Source organism: Myxococcus sp. XM-1-1-1 (assembly GCF_020037095.1).
Lineage (GTDB): Bacteria > Myxococcota > Myxococcia > Myxococcales > Myxococcaceae > Myxococcus > Myxococcus fulvus.
Genome location: NZ_JAIQDH010000007.1, coordinates 130224 through 150951, shown reverse-complemented (window position 1 = coordinate 150951; position 20728 = coordinate 130224). Strand labels below are relative to the sequence as shown.

The 20728-nt window shown below is 69.8% G+C and carries 18 protein-coding genes; 12 read left to right on the top strand and 6 right to left on the bottom strand.

What is annotated here, in order from left to right:
• Positions 1-85: 85 nt before the first annotated feature.
• The 9 genes from K8640_RS16300 to K8640_RS16260 all read left to right on the top strand — a co-directional run bounded on the left by K8640_RS16300 (position 86) and on the right by K8640_RS16260 (position 11631).
• Positions 86-1189, top strand: coding sequence for an alpha/beta fold hydrolase (locus K8640_RS16300; RefSeq protein ID WP_223747844.1), 1104 nt, complete (start codon positions 86-88; stop codon positions 1187-1189).
• A 241-nt stretch (positions 1190-1430) separates the two neighbouring features.
• Complete coding sequence (locus K8640_RS16295; protein WP_223747843.1) at positions 1431-2798, top strand: TolC family protein; 1368 nt, start codon at positions 1431-1433, stop codon at positions 2796-2798.
• A gap of 232 nt (positions 2799-3030) precedes the next feature.
• The gene (locus K8640_RS16290) at positions 3031-4122 is read left to right on the top strand and encodes an efflux RND transporter periplasmic adaptor subunit (RefSeq protein ID WP_223747842.1); all 1092 of its coding nucleotides are present in this window, start codon (positions 3031-3033) and stop codon (positions 4120-4122) included.
• A 1-nt stretch (position 4123) separates the two neighbouring features.
• The gene (locus K8640_RS16285; protein WP_223747841.1) at positions 4124-7264 is read left to right on the top strand and encodes an efflux RND transporter permease subunit; all 3141 of its coding nucleotides are present in this window, start codon (positions 4124-4126) and stop codon (positions 7262-7264) included.
• Between the two features lie 379 nt (positions 7265-7643).
• Entirely contained in the window at positions 7644-8198 is a 555-nt protein-coding gene (locus K8640_RS16280) for a peroxiredoxin (RefSeq protein ID WP_141324803.1), read from the top strand.
• A 6-nt stretch (positions 8199-8204) separates the two neighbouring features.
• A complete protein-coding gene (locus K8640_RS16275) occupies positions 8205-8729 on the top strand; it encodes a carboxymuconolactone decarboxylase family protein (protein ID WP_223747840.1) in 525 nt (174 codons plus the stop codon).
• Between the two features lie 129 nt (positions 8730-8858).
• On the top strand, positions 8859-9335 hold the full coding sequence (gene dps / locus K8640_RS16270) for a DNA starvation/stationary phase protection protein Dps (protein WP_046711706.1): 477 nt from the start codon (positions 8859-8861) through the stop codon (positions 9333-9335).
• Positions 9336-9514: 179 nt separating this feature from the next.
• On the top strand, positions 9515-10321 hold the full coding sequence (locus K8640_RS16265; protein WP_223747839.1) for a hypothetical protein: 807 nt from the start codon (positions 9515-9517) through the stop codon (positions 10319-10321).
• Positions 10322-10368: 47 nt separating this feature from the next.
• On the top strand, positions 10369-11631 hold the full coding sequence (locus K8640_RS16260; protein ID WP_223747838.1) for a pyridoxal phosphate-dependent aminotransferase: 1263 nt from the start codon (positions 10369-10371) through the stop codon (positions 11629-11631).
• Positions 11632-11701: 70 nt separating this feature from the next.
• Here K8640_RS16260 and K8640_RS16255 read toward each other — a convergent pair whose 3' ends face one another.
• Entirely contained in the window at positions 11702-12106 is a 405-nt protein-coding gene (locus K8640_RS16255; RefSeq protein ID WP_223747837.1) for a hypothetical protein, read from the bottom strand.
• A 295-nt stretch (positions 12107-12401) separates the two neighbouring features.
• Between K8640_RS16255 and K8640_RS16250 the strand changes: the two genes are divergently transcribed.
• From K8640_RS16250 to K8640_RS16240, 3 genes are all read left to right on the top strand, one after another.
• Positions 12402-13718, top strand: a complete 1317-nt coding sequence (locus K8640_RS16250; protein WP_223747836.1) for an MFS transporter — start codon at positions 12402-12404, stop codon at positions 13716-13718.
• Positions 13719-13811: 93 nt separating this feature from the next.
• Complete coding sequence (locus K8640_RS16245) at positions 13812-14588, top strand: hypothetical protein (protein ID WP_223747835.1); 777 nt, start codon at positions 13812-13814, stop codon at positions 14586-14588.
• A 155-nt stretch (positions 14589-14743) separates the two neighbouring features.
• Entirely contained in the window at positions 14744-15523 is a 780-nt protein-coding gene (locus K8640_RS16240; protein WP_223747834.1) for a hypothetical protein, read from the top strand.
• A 3-nt stretch (positions 15524-15526) separates the two neighbouring features.
• On the opposite strand, the gene K8640_RS16235 is transcribed toward K8640_RS16240, so the two are convergent.
• The 5 genes from K8640_RS16235 to K8640_RS16215 form a co-directional block, all read right to left on the bottom strand.
• Positions 15527-17731 (bottom strand): hypothetical protein, encoded by a 2205-nt coding sequence (locus tag K8640_RS16235; protein ID WP_223747833.1) that lies wholly within the window; start codon positions 17729-17731, stop codon positions 15527-15529.
• A gap of 94 nt (positions 17732-17825) precedes the next feature.
• The gene (locus K8640_RS16230; RefSeq protein ID WP_223747832.1) at positions 17826-18218 is read right to left on the bottom strand and encodes a hypothetical protein; all 393 of its coding nucleotides are present in this window, start codon (positions 18216-18218) and stop codon (positions 17826-17828) included.
• 17 nt (positions 18219-18235) lie between these two features.
• Positions 18236-19384, bottom strand: coding sequence for a zinc-dependent alcohol dehydrogenase (locus K8640_RS16225; RefSeq protein ID WP_223747831.1), 1149 nt, complete (start codon positions 19382-19384; stop codon positions 18236-18238).
• A 113-nt stretch (positions 19385-19497) separates the two neighbouring features.
• Entirely contained in the window at positions 19498-20169 is a 672-nt protein-coding gene (locus K8640_RS16220; RefSeq protein WP_223747830.1) for a DNA-3-methyladenine glycosylase, read from the bottom strand.
• A 54-nt stretch (positions 20170-20223) separates the two neighbouring features.
• The gene (locus tag K8640_RS16215; protein ID WP_223747829.1) at positions 20224-20712 is read right to left on the bottom strand and encodes a hemerythrin domain-containing protein; all 489 of its coding nucleotides are present in this window, start codon (positions 20710-20712) and stop codon (positions 20224-20226) included.
• Between the last annotated feature and the right edge of the window lie 16 nt (positions 20713-20728).

Sequence of the window (20728 nt, the reverse complement as noted above, 5' to 3'; positions counted from 1 at the left end):
GCGGAGACGGCCTTGGGGTGAAATCGGGGACGGGCGAGAAGGCGAGGTTGCAATCGGGGCCCCCCTGGAGCGTTCCTTGAGCGCCATGGCCCCTCGTCCACTTCGAGCCCCCCGTCCCCACTTCGCCCACCTTCGCTCGGGAGTCCTCGGGCTCGCGCTCCTGATGGGTGGATGTGCCACCTCCCGCCCCACACCCGGCGTGGCGGCCGCGTCACCGGATGGTGCCGACGCGGCCCATGCGGTGGGCTTCACATCGCTCAGCTACACGGATGGGGCGCGCCAGCGCACGTTGAAGACGGTGGTCTGGTATCCGGCGGCCGAGGGCACGCGGATGGAGGAGCACCCGACGTCGCCCATCTTCGTGCCCTTCGTCGCCGCGAAGGACGCGCCGGTGGCCACGGCCCACGCGCGCTGGCCGCTCGTCGTCCTGTCCCACGGCAATGGCGGCGCGGCCATCAACATGTCGTGGTTCGGCGCGCACCTGGCGGCCCATGGGTTCATCGTCATGTCGGTGGACCACCCCGGCAACACCTATGGCGACACGAGCCCCGAGGGCTATGTGCGCGGCTGGGAGCGGCCCCAGGACTTCACGGCCTTGTTGGATGCGGTGTCGAAGGACGCGGTCTGGGGGCCCCGGGTGGATGCCGGGCGCATCGGCGCGGCGGGACACTCCATGGGGGGCTACACGGCGCTCGCGCTGGTGGGGGCGCGGCTCAACCTGTCACCCATCATGCAGGGGTGCACCGCGCCGGAGACGCGCGAGCACCCGGGCTGCGATGAGCTGCGCGATGTGGACTACAGCCGCATCGACCTCGCGGTGGCGCGGGCGTCGTACAAGGACGCGCGGGTGAGGGCGGCCTTCTCCATGGCCCCCGGCATGGCGGGGAGCTACGAGGCACGGGACGTCGCGGACATCGACGTACCGGTGGCGCTGGTGCTGGCCCAGGGGGACGAGCTGATGCCCCACGAGCAGAACGGCATGCATCTGGCGAAGCTGTTGCCCTCGGCGAAGACGGTGGTGCTGGAGGACGCGGCGCACTTCACCTTCCTGCCCCGGTGCACGGAGCTCGGATTCAAGGTGGCGGAGATGCTGTGTCGGGACGCCACGCCCGGGACGCGAGGGGCCTCGCAAGCTCGGACGCTCGCGGAGGCCGTGGCGTTCTTCCGGCGGACGCTCGGCGGCGACTGAGCGGGACTCGCCGGTCCCGTTCGCCGACGGATGGACCCCGTTCGCCGCTCGCGCGGGCCCGCTGACAGAACACTCCACCCGCGTGCTGCTCGCGCGGGCACCGTGCCTCCACGACCTGTTGCCTGGAGGCATGTCCCATGTCGTGCAAGCGGCGCGCTGTCCTTCTCCTCGCCGTCGGTCTGGCGTCATGTGCGACCGAGGATGACGGCGCCCCCCAGACGGCCGTGGGCGGCACGCCATCGTGAGTCACCACTCACGGGGCGTTCGTCGACTGGCGCTCGCCCTCGTCCTCGTCGCCGTTCCGACACACGCCGAGCCGCTGCCTCCGCTCAAGGTCGAGGACGCGATGCTCAGCCCCGTCCCTCCCGCACCCCGGCTCGTGAGGAGCTGGGGTGAGGCGCTCGCGCTCGTCCGGGAACGGTCCACGGATTTGCGCGGCGCCGAAGCGGGCGTGGAGCGCGCGAGCGGCCGCTGGCGACAGGCGCTCTCGGCGCTGCTGCCCCAGGCACGCACCCAGGTGGCGGTGGCCCAGGACCTCCTCAATCCCTCCCTGGCCCCAGGTGTTCTTCCCGGGGCGGCAGGGGACGACCGCACCGCCACCCAGCCCGCGCTCACGCTCACGACCACGCTGACCCAGTCGCTCGTCGACCCGGGCGCGTGGCGAGGCCTGTCCTCCGCGCGAGAAGCCGAGGCCGGCGCGGTGGCCACGCTCCAGGACCTCCGCCGTCGCCTCGTCCTCGGGCTCGCGCAGGCCCTCGTGGCCACGGTCGCCGCCGAACGCGCGGCCGAGATGAACCGTGTCGGCCTGCTGCGCGCCCTGGAGCGCGCCGCCCTCACGCAGCGCGCCTTCGAGCTGGGCGCGGGCAACCAACTGGACGTGGTGCGCGTCCAGCAGGACGTGGCGGTGGCGCGCGGCGCGCTCGTCGCGGGGGATGAGCAACTGCGACGGACGCGTGAGGCGCTGGGACTCGCGCTCGGCTTCGGAGAGTCGATAGGCGTCGACCCGTCCTTCGACCTGCACGGGCTGGTGGATGACACCCGGAGGGACTGCGTCGCGCTGGAGAACCTGGACGCCCGGGCGGACCTCGTGGCGGCGCGGACGCAGGTGGCCGCGGCTCGTGACAGTCGGAGACAAGCTGTCGCGGGATATCTCCCCACCCTCGGTGTCAGCAGCACGCTCCTCGGCCTCACCACGGAGCCGGGCTTCGGTCGCTTCGCGACGTGGAGCGTCTCCGCCGTGCTCTCCCTTCCGCTCTGGGAGGGCGGCCTGCGTGAGGGGCTCGTGCGCGAGCGCACGGGGCTGGAGAAGCAAGCCGAGGCCCAACTGGAGGACACCCGCCGCGACGTCGCGGTGGAGATGGCACGCGCACGTCGGAGCGTGGAGGTGGCCGAGGCCCTGGTGACGACAGCGGTGGAGTCACGCGACCTCGCCGAGCGCACCGACCAGCTCACCCGCCGTGCGTTCGAGGTGGGACGGGGCAGCAGCCTCGAGCTGGTGCAGAGCGGCGCGGCCCTGCGAGAGGCCGAGCTGAACCTGGTGCTGCGTGAGTTCCAGCGCGTCCAGGCCCACCTGGACGCATTCCTCACGGAGGCTCGATGCAACGGATGAATTCCCCGATGCGCCCCCTGGAGACAGGGATGACGCGTCCGCGGACAGCGCGTCCAAGCCCACCTGGATGCCTTCCTCACGGAGGCCCGCTGCAACGGATGAATCCCCCCGATGCACCCCTGGAGACAGGGATGAAGCGGCTGTGGACGGCTCGTCCGGGCTCACCTGGACGACCGCATGACGGAGGCCCGATGCGACGGATGAAGCGGCTGGTGCGCCCCTGGAGACTCGGATGAAGCGGCTGTGGAGTGTGGCGTTGTTGGTGGTGTTGGGGTGCTCGGGGAAGACGGCGGCCCCAGCCGCGCCCGAGCCTCGGGAAATCGACGTGGTCACCGTGGCCCCTCGCGAAGTGCGCGACACAGGGGAGTACCTGGGCAGCCTGTTGTCGCGACAGAGCGTCACGGTGCTCCCCCGGGTGGACGGCTACGTGCGCCGCATCCACGTGCGCCCGGGCCAGCACGTGGAGTCAGGTGCACCGCTCCTCGAGGTCGACTCCCGCGTGGAGACCGCCGCGCTCGACGGTGCGCAGGCGCAGCTCAGCTCCGCGCGGGTCGACCTGGAGCTGGCTCGCCGCACGCTGACCCGCACCCAGGCGCTGCGTCAGGAGGGGCTCGCCAGCGCGCAGGAACTGGAGAGCACCCAGGCCCGCGTCGAGGCCGCCCAGGCCACCGAGCGCGCGGCCTCGGCCCAGGTCGCCCAGCGCCAGGTGCAGCTCCAGTTCCACGTCATCCGCGCGCCCTTCGCCGGCACCGTCGACGACGTGCTCGCCCGTGAAGGCGACTTCGTCACCGCCTCCACCCCGCTCACCCGCGTCGCCCAGGCCGAAATCCTCGAGGTGAGCGTGTCCGTGCCATCTCATCGCGCCCGCTCGCTGAAGCCCGACACGGTGATGGAGGTGCTCGACGCGAAAGGCGAGGTGCTGCTCACCAGCCCCCTCTTCTTCGTCGCGCCCCAGGCCGACCCTCGCACCCAGCTGGTCGAGGTGAAGGCCGCGTTCCAGAACACCCAGGGCCTGCGCCCCAGTGAGCTGGTGCGAGCGCGCCTCGTCTATTCCGTGCGCGACGCGCTCCAGATTCCCGCGCTCGCGGTGGTGCGTCAGAGCGGCCAGCCCTTCGCCCTCGTGGTGCGCGAGAAGGACGGCGCCACCGTGGTGGAGCGCCGGCCCATCACCCTCGGCGCGCTCGGCGAGCGCAGCTACGTCGTGGAGCAGGGCCTGGAGACAGGCGAGCGCGTGGCCGTCTCGTTCCTGCAGGCCCTGCGCGACGGCGCGCCCGTGAAGGTGAAGGCCTCGCTGCACACCGCCACGCGGATGAACGGACGCTGACATGTTCATCGACTTCTTCATCCGCCGGCCCGTCTTCGCCATCGTCTGCTCCATCCTGCTGACGCTGGTGGGCCTCATCGCCATCCCCACCCTGCCCGTCGCGCAGTACCCGGACCTGGCGCCGCCCCAGGTCACCGTGTCCGCCACCTACGTGGGCGCCAGCGCGGAGGTCGTCGAGAGCGCCGTCACCATCCCCCTGGAGCAGGAGCTCAACGGGGTGGAGGGAATGCGCTACATCTCCTCCACCAGCGGCAACGACGGCACCAGCAACGTCACCATCACCTTCGAGGCCACGCGCGACATCGAGGTCGCCGCCGTGGACGTGCAGAACCGCGTCAGCCGCGCCGCCGCGCGACTGCCCGCCCAGGTGAACCAGACGGGCATCGTGGTCAACAAGGCCTCCAGCCAGATCCTCCTCTCCGTCGCGCTCTACAGCCCGGATGACCGCTACGACGCGAAGTTCCTCTCCAACTACGCGGATGTGAATCTCAAGGACGCCATCAAGCGCGTGCGCGGCGTGGGCGACGTGCGCATCTTCGGCGAGCGCAAGTTCTCCATGCGCGTGTGGCTGGACCCCACCGAGCTCGCCCGCCGCAAGCTCACGCCCCTGGACGTGACGCGCGCCCTCCAGGAGCAGAACCTCCAGGTGGCCGCGGGACAGGTGGGCCAACCCCCGTCCGAGGAGGACCAGCCCTACCAGCTCGCGGTGCGCGCCCGCGGCCGCCTCATCGAGCCGGAGGAGTTCGGCGACATCGTCCTCATGCGGGACGAAAGCGGCAGGGCCGTGCGCATGAAGGACGTGGCCCGCGTGGAGCTGGGCGCGGAGAACTACGGCACCCTCTTGCGCTTCAGCGGCAAGCAGGCCGTGGGCATCGCCACCTTCCAGCTCCCCACCGCCAACGCGCTCGAGGTGCGTGACGCCGTCCTCGCCGAGCTGCAACGCCTGTCCGCCCAGTTCCCTCCGGGCATGGAGTACCAGACGGGCACCGACACCACGCTCGCGGTGCGCGCCACCCTGCGCGAGGTGGTCCGCACGCTGGTGGAGGCCATCGTCCTGGTCGTCCTGGTCATCTTCCTGTTCCTCCACGGCTGGCGCAGCGTCCTCATCACCGCGCTCACCCTCCCCGTCTCCCTCGTCGGCACCTTCGCCTTCGTGAAGCTGCTCGACTTCTCCATCAACACGCTCACCCTCTTCGGCCTCACCCTGGCCACGGGCCTCGTCGTGGACGACGCCATCGTCGTCATCGAGAACATCGAGCGGCTGATGCTGGAGCGGAAGCTGACCGCCGCCGAGGCCGCGCGCGAGGGCATGAAGGAGGTGTCCGGCGCCGTCATCGCCATCTCCATCGTGCTGGTGGCGGTGTTCCTCCCGGTGGCCCTCTTCCCCGGCACCACCGGCGCCATCTACCGCCAGTTCGCGCTCACCATCGCCGCGTCCGTGGCCCTCTCCACCTTCTGCGCCCTCACCCTCACCCCCGCGCTCGCCGCGCGCATGCTGTCCCACCACACCGGGGACAAGTGGGTCTTCTTCCGTCAGGTGGACCGCGTGCTCGACCAGACGCGCCTCCTGTACGGCCGAGGACTGCGCCGGCTCCTCGCGCACCCGGCCCTCGTGCTCGGCGCCTTCCTCCTGTGCGTCGTCGCCACGGCCGCGCTGGTCGTCGTCACGCCCACGGGCTTCATCCCCGACGAGGACCAGGGCTACCTGCTGGTCACCGTGCAGGGCCCCGAGGGCACGTCCCTCTCCCAGACGCAGAAGGTCATGGCCGAGGTGGAGCAGGTGCTGCTCGCCCAGCCGGAGGTGCGCGCCCTCTTCGCCAACGGCGGCATGTCCCCGCAGGGCACCGGCTCCAACCTGGCCAACATCTTCGTCCCCCTGAAGCCCTGGGACGAGCGGACCGGAGAGGACCAGAGCGTGGCCGCGCTCGTCGAGCGGCTGCGCGCCCCCTTGAGCCGCATCGGCGGCGCGCGCGTGGTGCCCTTCCAGCCGCCCGCCATCCGGGGCGTCGGTGCCGTGGGCGGCTTCCAGTTCGTCGTCGAGGACACCGCGGGCGTCAGCTCCCTGGACCAGCTCGCCTCCGCCGCGCAGCAGCTCATGGCCCAGGGCAACGACGACGGCCGGCTGCGCGGCGTCTTCACCGGCTTCAACGCGGACACGCCGCTGCTCGACGTGGAGGTGGACCGCCAGCTGGCCAAGGCCGTGGGCGTGCCCATCGACCAGATCTTCAGCACGCTCCAGGCCTACATGGGCAGCCAGTACATCAACGACTTCAACTACGCGAACCGCGCGTACCGCGTCTACGTGCAGGCCGAGCAGCAGTTCCGCGACAGCCCCGCGGACATCGCCGCCTTCTACGTGCGCAGCGACACCGGCGACATGATTCCGCTCGAGTCCCTGGTGAAGGTCCAGCCCACCATCTCCGCGCAGCTCATCCGCCACCACAACCTGTTCCGCGCCGTGGAGCTGAGCGGCCAGGCCGCGCCCGGCGTCTCCTCGGGCCAGGCCATGGAGGCCATGGAGGAGCTCGCCGCCCGGCACCTGCCCCAGGGCATGAGCGCCGAATGGACAGGCATCAGCCTGGAGCAGAAAGAGAGCGGCGGCCAATCCCTGCTCATCTTCGGCCTGGGCCTGCTCTTCGTCTTCCTGGTCCTCGCCGCCCAGTACGAGAGCTTCAGCCTGCCCCTCGTCATCATCCTCTCGGTGCCGCTCGCCATCCTCGGCGCGCTCGGCCTGCAGCTCTTGCGCGGCCAGGCCAACGACGTGTTCTGCCAGCTGGGGCTGGTGATGCTCGTGGGGCTCGCCAGCAAGAACGCCATCCTCATCGTCGAGTTCGCCGAGCAGCTGCGCGCCCAGGGCCGGAGCATCACCGACGCCGTGGTGGAGGCCGCCGAGGTCCGCCTGCGCCCCATCCTCATGACGTCCACCGCCTTCCTGCTCGGCGTGGTGCCCATGATGACCGCGTCGGGCGCGGGCGCGGGCTCACGCAACTCGCTGGGGACGGCCGTGTTCGGCGGCATGCTCGTCTCCACGGTGGTGAACCTCGTGTTCATCCCCGGCCTCTACGTGCTGGTGCAGAAGCTGCGCGGCGAGGCCAGGCTGCCCGCCCCCGACGCACGCGTTGTCGCCACCCCCTCGCACTGAGGCACGAAGGCCGTGTCACCGGCCCGGGCACCCACATGTCGGGGCCCGGGCCTTTTCCGTTGGCGGCCCATCAATCGGGCGTCTGCCCGCCTGTACCGCGTGCAACCTCGCGAGAGTTCTCGTATTTTCCGCCGGCTCTCCAGCCGTGATGGAGGGCACTCCACCGGCCCGGCTGTTCATCCACCGAAATTGCAGTGGCGAGTGCCACCGACATTTCGTTATTCACCGCCCCGGCGGCAGTGACTCGCAGGGGATGGAAGCCAAGTCCCCGGAATCATTGCAGTGGATGGGCTGGCACGAAGACTGCTGTAGCAGTGCGCAAGAAGACACCTTCCCAGGGGCCATCCCCGGCCCCCCAAACCCAAGGAGCAGTAACGACATGCTGACCGTTGGCGACAAGATCCCGAGCTTCAAGGTCAAGGCCACCGTGAGCCTGGAGAAGGGCAAGGAGTTCCAGGAGATCACGAACGAGACGTACAAGGGCAAGTGGCTGGTGCTGTTTGCCTGGCCGAAGGACTTCACGTTCATCTGCCCCACGGAGATCGCGGAGTTCGGCAAGAAGAACAAGGACTTCCAGGACCGTGACGCGCAGGTGCTGGGCCTGAGCACCGACAGCGAGTTCGTGCACCACGCGTGGCGCACGCACCACCCGGACCTGAAGAACCTGCCCTTCCCGATGCTGGCGGACCTGAAGCACGAGCTGTGCAACGCGCTGGGCATCCTCCACAAGGAGGAGGGCGTGGCGCTGCGCGCGACGTTCATCGCGGACCCCGAGGGCATCATCCGCCACGTGACGGTGAACGACCTGTCCGTGGGCCGCAACGTCTCCGAGACCGTGCGCACGCTGGACGCGCTCCAGACGGACGAGCTGTGCCCCTGCAACTGGAGCAAGGGCGAGGAGACCCTCACCCAGAAGCTGGCGAAGGCGGGGTAAAGCATCATGGCCTCACTCGAAGTCGTCCGCGCGGAACTCACGGACGCCCACAAGGACACCCGCCTCAACCTCCAGGCCGTCCTGGAAGGCGGCAGCCTCACCCCGGAGCAGCGCTGGGGCGTGGCCGTCGCGTGCGCCTTCGCCGCTCGGAATGAGCGGCTGAAGGAGGCGATGTTGAACGAGGCGCGGAAGGCACTCACGAACGCCGAGCCCGTCATCGAGGATGCGCGCGCCGCCGCCTCGCTGATGGCGATGAACAACGTCTACTACCGCTTCCGGCACATGATCGGGAAGGAGTCCTACTCGACCAAGCGGGCCGGTTTGCGGATGAACAGGCTGGCGCAGGTGCTGACCAACAAGGTGGACTTCGAGCTGGTCTGCCTCGCGGTGAGCGCCATCAACGGCTGCGAGATGTGCATGCAGTCCCACGAGAAGGTCGTCCTCGAGGGCGGCCTGTCGGAGGACCAGGTGCACGACGCGGTCCGCGTCGCGTCGGTCATCCACGCCGCGGCGGTGGGTCTGGAGTCGTAAGGCTCCCAGCCGCGAGTCACTGACGTGATGAGAGGCGCCCTCCGGTGGAGACACCGGGGGGCGCTTCCTTTTCCGGCGCCGCGCATCCAACGGGCGTCCAGAACGAACGAGCACGAAAGGAAAGCCATCATGTACCGCAGCCCCAGCCCCCTTCCCGAGAAGACCCGCGCCTCCGTCGTCGAATCCCTCAACGCCCGACTGGCGGACGGCCTGGACCTGCATTCGCAGATCAAGGTGGCCCACTGGAACATCAAGGGCCCGCAGTTCGCGGCGCTGCACCCGCTGTTCGAGACCTTCGCGGTGAGCCTGGCCAATCACAACGACTCCATCGCGGAGCGCGCGGTGACGCTCGGTGGCAAGGCCTACGGCACCACCCGCCACGTGGGCAAGGCGAGCCGCCTGCCGGAGTACCCGCAGGAGACCACCAAGGATTTGGAGCACGTGAAGCTCCTGGCCGAGCGCATCGAGGTATACCTGGACGGCCTGCGTGAGAGCCGCAAGCTGTTCGTCGAGGTGGACGACGCGGACTCCGAGGACCTGGCCACCGGCATCATCGTGGAGTTCGAGAAGCACGCCTGGTTCCTGCGCGCGTCGCTGGAGAGCTGAGACAGCCCTGTCACGTGCGGCGCGTGTGCCCGGAGTGTGCACCGCGCTTCACGCCCCTCGCGGGGGGAGGATTCGGCCTTCCCCTGTCCTTCCGCGAGGTTGCCTCCAGGCACAGCGGTTGCTCTCCCAGGGTGCACCCCGCCCGCGAAGGCGCGGATGGGATACCTTGGAGCAGCGCCATGCGAAGCCTCCTCTCTTTGTCCGTCGTCGTCGCCCTGCTGTCCGGCTGTGGTGGTGAGCCTCCGGAGGAGCTGGTCCAATCCGCGAAGGCGAAGGTGGAGCGCGCCGCCGCGGTGGGGCACCTGACGCGCGGGGCGCTCGAGGTGCTGGGGCTGATGCCGGTGTACACGTGCGGCGAGCCGCGCCGCGGCTTCCTCGACGTCGCCACGGTGGACCTGTCCCAGCGGCTCGCGTGCGCCACCACCACGGTGGAGTCGCTCGACGCGGTGACGGACGGCGTGGTGGTGACGTTCAGCGGCCCCGACTGTCAGGTCCACGGCCTGGGCCTCTCCGGGCGCGTGTTCTTCAAGTACCGCGGCGGCGAGGACCGGATGGAGGTGGAGGCGGACCTGCGCCAGCTGCGCGTGGAGGGCGTGGTGCTGCCCGCCGAGGTGGGCTACGGCACCTGTGGCGATTTGACGAGCGTCTGGGTGAAGGCCGAGGGCGACATCCCCGGGCGCGAGGGCCACACCCTGCGGATGGACGCGAAGGTGACGAAGCGTCCGGGCATGCCGCTTCTGGGCGGCTCGTCGCTGCTGCTCGACGGCACGGGCGAGCTGAGCGGCCCCGACGGCGTGGACAAGCTCACCCTCACCACCCTGCATTACGAGGTGGGTGAGTATCTGCCCAAGGAAGGCATGGCTGTCCTGGAGACGGCGGATGGCCACCACGTGGAGGCGAGCTTCAAGCCGGTGCTGTGGCGGGTGGGCAAGGTGGAGCTGACGGTGGATGACCACTCGCCGGTGACGGTGCCCATCGTCCGGTAGCGCCGGGCCACGCGCGCGGCGCCGGTTTTCCGCTAGGGTGTGGCGCCGTGAGCGACGACGTCACGATTCCCGCCTTCCGCTCCGTGCCGCGCACGGGCGTCATCTACGTCACCGCCGAGGCCACGCGCCGAGGCTACCGTTCCAGCGACCCGGACTGGTGCAACCTGGGCCAGGGGCAGCCGGAGACGGGGGATTTGCCCGGGGCCCCCGCGCGGCTGGGCTCGGTGAACATCGACGTGGCGGACATGGAGTACGCGCCCGTCGCGGGGCTGTGGGACGTGAGGGAGGCCATCGCCGGCCTCTACAACCGCCTCTACCGCAAGGGCATGCCCGGCCAGTACAGCGCGGAGAACGTCTGTCTTTCGGGCGGCGGGCGCGCGGCGCTGACGCGGGCGGCGGCGAGCCTGGGTTCCATCAACCTGGGCCACTTCCTGCCGGACTACACGGCGTACGAAGAGCTGCTGGACGTCTTCAAGGCCTTCACCGCCATCCCCATCCTGCTGGAGGGCGAGCGCGGCTACGCCTTCACGCACGAGGACCTGCGGCGCGAGGTGCAGGGGCGCGGCCTGTCCGCCCTGCTCTTCTCCAACCCGTGCAACCCCACCGGCAAGCTGGTGCAGGGGGACGAGCTGGCCCGGTGGGTGGGCGTGGCGCGCGAGCTGGAGTGCACGCTGCTCATCGACGAGTTCTACTCGCACTACGTCTGGACGGGCCGCCCCGGGCACCTGCCGGTGGAGAGCGCCGCACGCTACGTGGAGGACGTGAACCGGGACCCCATCGTCCTGTTCGACGGCTTCACCAAGAACTGGCGCTACCCGGGCTGGCGCATGACGTGGACGGTGGGGCCCAAGCAGGTGATTGAAGCCGTCTCCAGCGCGGGCAGCTTCCTGGACGGCGGTGGCAGCCGGCCCCTGCAGCGCGCCGCGATTCCGCTCCTCCAGGAGGAGCCGGTCGTCGCGGAGACGATGGCCATCCACAACACGTTCCGGGAGAAGCGGGACAGGTTCCACTCGCGCCTGGAGCGGCTGGGCATCCGCACGGACCGCGCGCCGGACGGGACGTTCTATGTCTGGGGCAACGTGTCCGGCCTGCCCGCGCCGCTCAACGACGGCATGGGCTTCTTCCGTGCCGCGCTGGAGGAGAAGATCATCACCGTGCCCGGTGAGTTCTTCGACGTGAACCCCGGCAAGCGCCGCGCGCGCCCCTCGCGCTTCCGCAGCTACGTGCGCCTGTCCTTCGGCCCGTCGATGGAGGTCCTGGAGAAGGCCCTCACGCGGCTGGAGGCGATGGTGCTCAAGCACAGCCGCTGAAGACAGACGGCCACCTTCCGGAGCGCGCTTTCCGCGGCGACTCCGGAAGGCAATCCCAGACAACGACGGACTAGAGGCCCTGCTCCAGCAGGTTCACGATGCGCTGACGGCGCTCGTTCGTGTAGTTCTCGATGTTGCTGAAGTTGTGCCGATACGACAGCGTCTTGTTCTCGAAGCGGTAGAAGATGCGGTCTTCCGGCTCGGTGCCGCTGATGAAGTACTTCTTGAAGCCGTCCCGGATGGCCTGCTTGGAGAAGTCATCCACGCCGATGTCCTGGAGCGCCAGCACCAGCGGCTCGAAGTAGATGGCGTCGATGCCCTGCTCGAAGAGGTGCGCCAGGCCGTCGGCGCCGAGCGTGTCCCACTCGACCTCGATTTCGACGGGCGCGCCAACGAGCTCGTTGAGCTTCTGCTGCCACTTCGGGAAGACGTTCTGCTTGTACTGCGCGATGGCTCTTCTCTCGGGCAAACCCATGACTGCCCCCTCTGAGGTGGAATCCCAGTGTGCTGATGGGAGGCGCGTCACGATTCTATGGAGGCCCTAACCTGTCAAACACCCCGGGTCCCGAGAAAACGAGACACGTGGTTGTTGGCACTCAGCGCGAGGCGGGCGGCTCGGCGCCGGGTTCCGGGACGACCCGGCGAGCCGGGGCGGGTGCCGGGTTTCCAGGAGACCGTCCAGCGATTGAGGCGGGGCCCCCGCGCGCACGCCAGGCGCCCAAGCGAGCCCGCGCGGCGCGTTTCAGGAGGCCCTATGCTCGGCGGTGTCCATGAGACTCCCCGCCTCCCGGCTCGCACTGCTCGGCGTCCTCTACTTCGTGCAGGGACTGCCCTTCGGCTTCCAGGCCACCGCGCTGCCCGTCTATCTGCGCGGGCAGGGGGTGTCGCTCACCGCGCTGGGCTTCGCGGGGGTGCTCGCGCTGCCCTGGGGACTCAAGGTGCTCTGGGCGCCGCTGGTGGACCGCTACTCCTCGGCGCGCATCGGACGACGCAAGTCGTGGATCCTCCCCATGCAGGCGGGCCTGACGCTCACGTGCGTGGCGGCGGGGATGCTGGTGTCGGAAGGCGGCTCGCTGAAGGTGCTGCTCGGGCTCATCCTGGTGATGAACCTCTTCGCCGCGACCCAGGACATCGCCGTGGACGGGCTCGCGGTGGACCTGCTGCGCCCCGAGGAGCTGGGCCTGGGCAACACCGTACAGGTCGTGGGCTACAAGCTGGGGATGCTCACCGGCGGCGGGCTGCTCGTCTGGGCCAGCAAGTACCTGGGCTGGCCGGGCCTGTTCCACGGCATGGCCCTGCTGTGCGCCATCGCGCTCGGGGTGACGCTCCTGTCTCGCGAGGCGCCGCCGCGTGAGCGCGACGCCGAGCCCACCGCGCCGAAGACCGAGAGCTGGCGACAGTGGTTCGCGGTGTTCCTCACGACGGTGCGTCAGCCGGGCATCGGCTGGGTGCTGCTCTTCATCGGCACGTACAAGTTCGGCGAGACGATGGCGGACGTGCTCTACAAGCCCTTCCTCGTCGACGCGGGCATCCCCGCCTGGCAGATAGGCCAGTGGGTGGGGACGTGGGGCAACGCCGCGTCCATCCTCGGCTCCGTGACAGGTGGCGTGCTCGCCACGCGCATGCCCATCCTCGGAGCCCTGTCGCTCGCCGCGTCGCTGCGCGTGCTCCCGCTCATGGGGCGCTGGTGGCTGGCCACCCACGGCGTCAGCGACGCGGGCGTCATCGGCGTGACGCTCTCGGAGGAGCTCGTCGGCGGCGCGCTCACCACCGTGATGTTCGCGTTCATGATGTCGCGCGTGGACCGGCGCATCGGCGCGTCGCACTACACGCTGATGGCCAGCATCGAGGTCTGGGGCAAGGCCCCCGCCGCGCCTCTCGCGGGCTGGTTGGCGGACCCCCTGCACGGGCTCGCGTTGGGCTATGGCCCCGTGTTCCTGCTCGGCGCCGGACTGTCCGTCGCGTTCCTCGCGCTGCTGATTCCCATCCGTCATCTCCAGGCGCGTTCCGTCACGGATGTGTCACACGAAAACAGCGCCCCACAGCCTCGAGACGAGAGCCCTCCCGTGGAAACAGGCACACGCTGAGCACATCGCGAGACGTGTCAGTCGCGGGTGCTAAGTGCGTACGCGCTGTCCCCCATTCATCGTGGGCGCGCTCGCTCACGAGAGGTGCAACGTATGCTCTCTTCTTCGATGAAGTCCCTGTTGGGTGGTGTCGTCCTGGCCGCCACCCCTGCCCTCGCTGACAGCACCACGACGATTCCCGCGTTCGCGGCCGACATCGCCGCCGCCCGCCTCGCCACGAGCCCGGGTGGCACCACCGTCATCCGCTCCGAGATGCGCGGTGCCGTCGACCGTTTCCTCCACGACGACAGCAAGGTCGACGCCGTCGAGCGTGCGTACCTGGCCGACCGCATCGCCGACCTGACGTTCAAGCAGGGCGTGACGGCCACCGCGATGAAGTACCTCATCGACACCCACGAGCTGAATGACGGCCTGACCTGGTACTCGCCGCTGTGGCTCGACGTCCTCCCGCAGACGCCGGCCGACTACTTCGGCGCCACCGGGCCCCTCACCACCTCCACGGACATCAAGGAGGGCAACATCCCCGCCGGGATGGGCGTCGCCAACCAGCGGACGCTCACCTACAAGGCCAACGCGGCCTGGGGCCTCCAGGACGTGTCGTACTTCAAGCCCATCACCGTCCAGGAGCTGCTCGCCATGCTGAAGGAGCAGGTCATCAACGGCACGCCCAACTCCGATGAGGTGGACGGCGCGCTGGCGTTCATCACGCAGGTCTCCCGCAACAGCAACCGGCTCTACACCACGGGCTGGTCCTGCCAGACGTACTGCGGCGGTGGCGGCCCCGGCGACGCGGGCGGCTTCTTCATCGCCGCGGTGAGCACGGAGCGCAACTTCGTGCGCATGGTGCGCGTGACGACCTGGTCCGACTAGTTCTCCATCGGCGCACCTGCGCCACGGAGAGACACGCGGGAGGGACGCTGCCTCCCGCGTGGGTCCATCGGAGTCACACTCCCCGTGTGCGTGTTGAATACGCGCGCGTCGTCCCCTTGCATCGTGGACGTGAGCGTCCGCGAGAGGAGCAACGCGTGTTCTCTTCGTCACTGAAGTCGCTGCTGGGTGGTGCCGCGCTGCTGGCCGCCGCTCCCGCGTTCGCGGACAGCACCACCACGATTGCCCTCTTCGAGGCGGACATCGCCGCCGCCCGTCTCGCCACGAGCCCGGGAGGTGTCACCGTCATCCGCACCGAGATGCGCGGCGCCGTCAGCCGCTTCTTCCAGGATGACAGCAAGATTGACGCGGCCGAGCGCACCTACCTGGCCGACCGCATCGCCGACCCGCCCTTCAACGTGGGCGTGACGGCCACCGCGATGAAGTACCTCATCGACACCCACGAGCTGAACGACGGCGCGACCACGCATGCGCCGCTGTGGCTCGACGTCCTCCCGCAGACCCCGGCGGACTACTTCGGCGCCACCGGGCCGCTGACGGTCTCCACGGAGCTCATGGAGGGCTACATCCCCAACGGCCAGGGCGTCGCCAACCAGGCCACGCTCAACTACAAGGCCGGCGCGGCCTTCCGCCATGGGTATCCGCGCAACTTCCACCCCATCACCGTCCAGGAGCTGCTCGCCGAGCTGACGTCGCAGACGGACAACGGCCTGCCCAACTCCGACGAGGTGGATGGCGCGCTGGCGTTCATCACGCAGAGCTCCCGCAACAGCAACCGGCGCTACTCCGCGAGCTGGTACTGCCGGACGTACTGCGGCGGTGGCGGTCCTGGCGACACGGCGGGCTACTACATCGCCGCGGTGAGCACGGACCGCCGCTTCGTGCGCATGGTGCGAGTGACGACCTGGTCGGAGTAGTCCTCAGCCGGCGCGCATGCGCCACTCGAGGCCCGCGGGAGGAAAGGTGCCTCCCGCGTGGGTCCACTCGAGTCGGACTTCACGCCGGCCCTCGGGCGGCAGCTCGAAGCACGCGAGCACCCGCCCCTCGCCCCGCTGGTTGACGCGAGCGTCCAGGCGCTCACCGTCGACGTTCATGGCGAGGGTGAGCACGCCGGCCTGCGGGAAGAACTGTTCCGAGGGATGACGGCGCGGGGAGGTGAGCAGCAGCTCCACCTCGCGCGGCTCGGCGTCGGCGTTCTCCAGGGTGTACGTCAGCGCGTACGAGATGCCTCGGGCTCCCTCGTGGGTCCGGGGCGTTCTCGGCTCGGGCTCGCGCGCGGTCGGCGTCAGGGGCGCGGCATCGGGCCAGACGCCACCGTGTCTGCCGGGCATGGACATGACGAGGTCTCCGGCGCGCTGGCCCGCGGACAGGCGCACCGTGCGGCCGCCGACGAAGACACTGCCGGCCTCGAGCACACCTTGATGGGGAGGAAACGCTGGGGCGCTCGTCTCGGGTGCGTCCGTTCCCGCGCTGGCCATGGGGTGCTCTCCGCGGGAGATGGCGGTGAGCTCGTCCGCAGTGAGGGGCAGCGGGCTGGACACGGTGGCCAGCCGGAACCTCGCGCCCACGTCGAGCTGCCCCTTCGCATCCACGGCCGTGAAGTCCAGGAGCGCCTGGAGCGTGCCGCCCTTTTCATGGCGCGCGGCGAGGACGAGCACGGCGTCACCGGGCTGCACGGTGAGGGCGGCCTCGATGCGTCCGCGTGTGCCCAGACGCACGTCGTCGAGGTGAGCCAGGTCGAGGTCCTCGCGGAGCAGCGGCTCGGCTTCGCGCTCGTCCTGGGGGCGCGGGTCGACGCGCGCATCGAGGAAGCCCGAGGCGAGCACTGCGTGAGGACCACGGAAGAAGAGCCCCTCCGGGTCGGGGACCTTTCCTGACGCCGAGTCGACGAGTCCGGTGAGGTCCTCGGCGAGCGCGTCCTGCTCATCTGGATTGAAGGGCTCGCCGCGCGCGTTCGCGGGGAACTGGGGCGTGAGGTACCTGGAGAAGACGACGCCCGCGAGCCGCAGGTGGATGGGGCGGCCCGAGGTGTTTCGCAGCACGATGGAGCAGCGCTGCGTGCCCGTCGGGGGCAGGGTCTGCGTCACCTGTCCCTGTTCAGCTCGCGCGAAGGTCTCGCCGACGCGATTGACGGCGCGAAGGAACAGGCGGGCCTGGCCGGCGAACGTGAAGCCGCCCTCGCTCTTGCCAGGCACGATGCGCCCCATCGTCGTGCCGAGGACTCCGGAGGTCCGAATCGGCTCGGGGCTCGCGTGGAGGAGCAGCGGCGCGCCCGTGAACGCGCCATCGAGGGGTTCGAGCGCCGCGATGGGGAGCACGTCCGCGTCGAGCGCTCCGACGGGCAGCGGGGGCCGCTCATGCGGATGCGCGGAGACACGAGGCGCGGGGACCTCCTCCTCGCGGGTGGCGTCGACTTCGAGGGCCCTCGCCAGCTCACGCACGTCATGCGCGGCCTCTGTCTTCTCGCCCGAGGCAGGCAGCACGTTGTCTGCGTCGCCGCTCTCTTCCGAAGACTCCGCCGCGCGCCGCGGGACACCCGCCTTCGCCCCATCCGTCGTCGCGCCGGCGCCCTCTTCCGCGGACACCACGACGAGTCGCGGGACAACCTTCACCGCATCCGTCGTCTTCTCAGCGACGTTCTCGTCTGGAGGCGCCGCGACGAGCCGCGGCGCCCCCTTCATGGCGGCCTCCTCCAACATCAGCCCCCCGGGCTCCGCCGTCTTCGTGGCGGCCTTCCCGTCGGAAGGGACCAAGACGGGCGCCGCAAGCGTCTCAGCGACCTGCGCTCCGGCAATCGCTGTCTTCTTGACGCCCCTCCCTTCCGAGGGCGGCGCCGCGGACGTCACGGCGGCCTTCGCCCCCACCATCTTCGCGACCGCCTTCCCCTCGGAAGGAGACACACCAGCCTTCGCGACAGTCTTCTGACCCGAGGCATTCGGCGCCGTCTTCGCGGCCTTCGCCGTCTTCGCGACGGGCTTCGCCTGTCCTCGCTGGGTCGCCACGCCCGGCGTCGCGGCCCCACCCGCCTCGGGCTTCCGCGCGGTCTTCTTCGCGGCCTCCGCAGGGGGCTTCGCCCCCGAGGGTTTCGCGGCGGGACGTCGAGGGGGCGGCTTCGAGGGAGGCATTCCCGGGAATCCTCACAGAGAACAGGCCTGGATGTCGCCTCCCCATGGCGCCGGGTCTCCCCCACCCCGGCGCCACACCGGGCCCCACCTCACCTCACGCGCGCGCCCACTTGCGCCACACGGTGTGGGTGAGCGCCAGCACCCCCGCGGTGGGCAGCGCCCACGGCAGCACCCGCGCCAGACGGTGCTCCCAGACATCCACCCGGTCCGCCAGCAACAACACCATCCAGTGGCGGGCCTTGTGGTCCGGGACCCCATAGGCCACGCGGCGCAACAGGCCGCTCAGCCCCTTCGGCGGCTGCGCCGTTCCATACACCGGCGGCAGCTGCGCCCGTCCCGGGTGCTTGAACACTCGCACCGGCGAGTGCTGGAACCGGATGGGCATCCGAGCCCCCGGCAAGGGATGCGGCAGTGTCTCCATCGGGACGCCGGGGCGGCTGGAGAAATCCAGGTCCGCGGCGGCGCCAGGTACAGGTCTATCCGGCATGGCTTCACTCCCTCTCGTCACGCATGGCCCGGCGTGAGGACGCACTTGACGCAGCCGTCACGCTTCTGGGCGAACAGGTGGTAGGCCTCCGGCGCATCCTCCAGCCCGAACCGATGGGTGATGATGGCCTTCGCGTCGATGCGCCCCTCGCGGATGTGCTTCAGGAGGTGTGGCATGTAGCGGCGCACGTTGCACTGGTTCATCCGCAGCGTGAGCCCCTTGTTCATCGCGGTGCCGATCGGCATCACGTTCCACGGCGGGCCATACACACCGACGATGGAGACGTTGCCGCCCTTGCGCACGGCATCGATGCACCACGACAGCACCGTGGGAGCCCCCGCCTCCAGCTTCAGTCCCAATCCCATCACCCGATGCGACGTGGAGCCCTCGGCCTCCATGCCCACCGCGTCGATGCACACGTCCGGGCCCCGGCCCTCGAACATCTCCTTGAGGTAGGCGACGACGTCCCCCACCTCCTGGAAGTTCACCGTCTCCACCTTCGCGAACCGCTCCGCGAAGTCGAGCCGGTACTGCACGCAGTCCACCGCCACCACGCGGCCCGCGCCCATCAGCCACGCCGAGCGCATGGCGAACAACCCCACCGGGCCCGCGCCGAAGACGACCACCGTCTCGCCGCCCTTGATTTCGCCCATCTCCGCGCCCATGTAGCCCGTCGGCAGGATGTCACCGAGGAACAACACCTCCTCGTCCTCCATGTCGTCCGGAATCTTCAGGGGCCCCACGTCCGCGTACGGCACGCGCACGTACTCGGCCTGGCCACCGTCGTAGCCGCCCGTCGTGTGCGAATAGCCATACACGCCGCACGCCACGTCGCTGGAGGGGTTGCTGTTCTCACACAGCGCCGTGAGCCCCCGCTCACAATAGAAACAGCCGCCGCACGAGATGTTGAAGGGCACCACCACGCGGTCGCCCTTGCGCAGCTGGGAGACCTCCGTGCCCGTCTCCTCCACCACGCCGGTGAACTCGTGCCCGAAGGTGTGGCCCACCCGGGTGTCCGGGACCAGCCCGTGCAGCAGGTGCAGGTCCGAGCCACAGATGGCGCTCTTGGTCACCCGCAGGATGACGTCTTGGGGGTGCTCCAGCCGGGGGTCCGGCTTGTTCTCCACTCGGACCCTGAAGGGTCCCTGGTAGGTCAATGCTCGCATGAGGGCGTCTCTCCCGTTTCATCTACGGGTGAGGACGCCAGCGCCGTGCGGCAAGGCGCGTCATCAGCGAGCCCCCCGCTCGCTCACTCGCCATGAAGCGCGAGGGGCGCCGCTCAGCCCTCGGACGGCTCCCAGCTCAGCTCCGTGGCGCGCCACATGTACCAGCTCGCCACCGAGCGCCAGGGCCGCCAGCGCTCGCCGTATTCCAGGAGCGCCTTCGGCCTGGGCATCTCCTCCAGGCCGTACGCGAGCATGAAGCCCTTGCGCACGCCGAAGTCGTCCACCGGCAGCACGTCCGGGCGGCCGAGCCGGAACATCAGCAGCATCTCCACCGTCCACTGGCCGATGCCCCGCACCTGGGTGAAGTGCTCGATGAGGGCCTCGTCGCTCATCCGGCGCACCCGCGCGAGCGGCGGCACCGTGCCATCCAGCGTCTTGCGCGCCAGGTCCTGGAGCGCGGCCATCTTGTTGGCGGACAGCCCCGCCTCGCGCAGAGCCTTCTCCGGCGTCGCGAGCAGGGCCTCCGGAGTGAAGTCACGGCCCGTGCCCACCTGAGCGCTGACGCGCTCGAAGATGGTCGCCGCGGCCTTGCCGTGCAGCTGTTGGAAGACGATGGAGCGCGCCAGCGCCGCGAACGGGCTGTGCAGCGGGCTCAACTCCATGCGGAAGGCGCCCACGCGCTTCATCAGGGCGCCCAGCGTCGGGTCGGCGCGCGCGAGGGCACGGCGGGCGCTCGGGGTGAAGGCTTCGGGCAGGCGCGGAGCGGAGGAGGCGGGGCGGGGCATGGACAAACCCCATGCTGCCGCTCCGGCCGCTCCGCGCAACCCGAATCTTGCGGCCTACAGCGGCGCCGCGTGGTCCGTCTCGGCGGGGACGTTGTTGCGGGGCTCGTCCTCCATCAACTCCTCGAACTGCTGCTCCATCAGGATGCCCAGGTCCTCGAGCTGCTCCTTGGACAAGAGCTTGCGGACCTTCTTGAAGAGCTCGCCCTCCTCCTCCTCGACGTGGTGTTCGATCTGCTCCTGGAGCACCTTCATCTTCGGGTCGAACTCCTCGTCGTCCGGAGACATCTCCAGCAGGTCCGCGATGATGCGCTTGGCGGACAGGTGCTCCTCCACCGCCTCACGCAGCTCGTCCTCGGTCCGCTCCGACCTGGTGGCCGGATAGAAGTACAGCTCCTCGATGGTGGCGTGCGCGGCGAGCCGGTCGGCGATCATCTTGAACAGCTCGCCCCTGCGCACGTCCGCGTGGTCCGGGAGCTTGCCGTACTGGGCAAAAAGCTTCTTCACCTCGTCATGCTGCTGCTTCAGCAACTCAATCGCGTTCATGTCATGTCTCCATGTC

Coding starts and splice junctions, on each gene's coding strand:
- K8640_RS16300 (WP_223747844.1), top strand. CDS start 86: ATGGCCCCTCGTCCACTTCGAGCCCCCCGTCCCCACTTCGCCCACCTT.
- K8640_RS16290 (WP_223747842.1), top strand. CDS start 3,031: ATGAAGCGGCTGTGGAGTGTGGCGTTGTTGGTGGTGTTGGGGTGCTCG.
- K8640_RS16285 (WP_223747841.1), top strand. CDS start 4,124: ATGTTCATCGACTTCTTCATCCGCCGGCCCGTCTTCGCCATCGTCTGC.
- K8640_RS16280 (WP_141324803.1), top strand. CDS start 7,644: ATGCTGACCGTTGGCGACAAGATCCCGAGCTTCAAGGTCAAGGCCACC.
- K8640_RS16275 (WP_223747840.1), top strand. CDS start 8,205: ATGGCCTCACTCGAAGTCGTCCGCGCGGAACTCACGGACGCCCACAAG.
- dps (WP_046711706.1), top strand. CDS start 8,859: ATGTACCGCAGCCCCAGCCCCCTTCCCGAGAAGACCCGCGCCTCCGTC.
- K8640_RS16265 (WP_223747839.1), top strand. CDS start 9,515: ATGCGAAGCCTCCTCTCTTTGTCCGTCGTCGTCGCCCTGCTGTCCGGC.
- K8640_RS16255 (WP_223747837.1), bottom strand. CDS start 12,106: ATGGGTTTGCCCGAGAGAAGAGCCATCGCGCAGTACAAGCAGAACGTC.
- K8640_RS16250 (WP_223747836.1), top strand. CDS start 12,402: ATGAGACTCCCCGCCTCCCGGCTCGCACTGCTCGGCGTCCTCTACTTC.
- K8640_RS16245 (WP_223747835.1), top strand. CDS start 13,812: ATGCTCTCTTCTTCGATGAAGTCCCTGTTGGGTGGTGTCGTCCTGGCC.
- K8640_RS16235 (WP_223747833.1), bottom strand. CDS start 17,731: ATGCCTCCCTCGAAGCCGCCCCCTCGACGTCCCGCCGCGAAACCCTCG.
- K8640_RS16230 (WP_223747832.1), bottom strand. CDS start 18,218: ATGCCGGATAGACCTGTACCTGGCGCCGCCGCGGACCTGGATTTCTCC.
- K8640_RS16225 (WP_223747831.1), bottom strand. CDS start 19,384: ATGCGAGCATTGACCTACCAGGGACCCTTCAGGGTCCGAGTGGAGAAC.
- K8640_RS16220 (WP_223747830.1), bottom strand. CDS start 20,169: ATGCCCCGCCCCGCCTCCTCCGCTCCGCGCCTGCCCGAAGCCTTCACC.
- K8640_RS16215 (WP_223747829.1), bottom strand. CDS start 20,712: ATGAACGCGATTGAGTTGCTGAAGCAGCAGCATGACGAGGTGAAGAAG.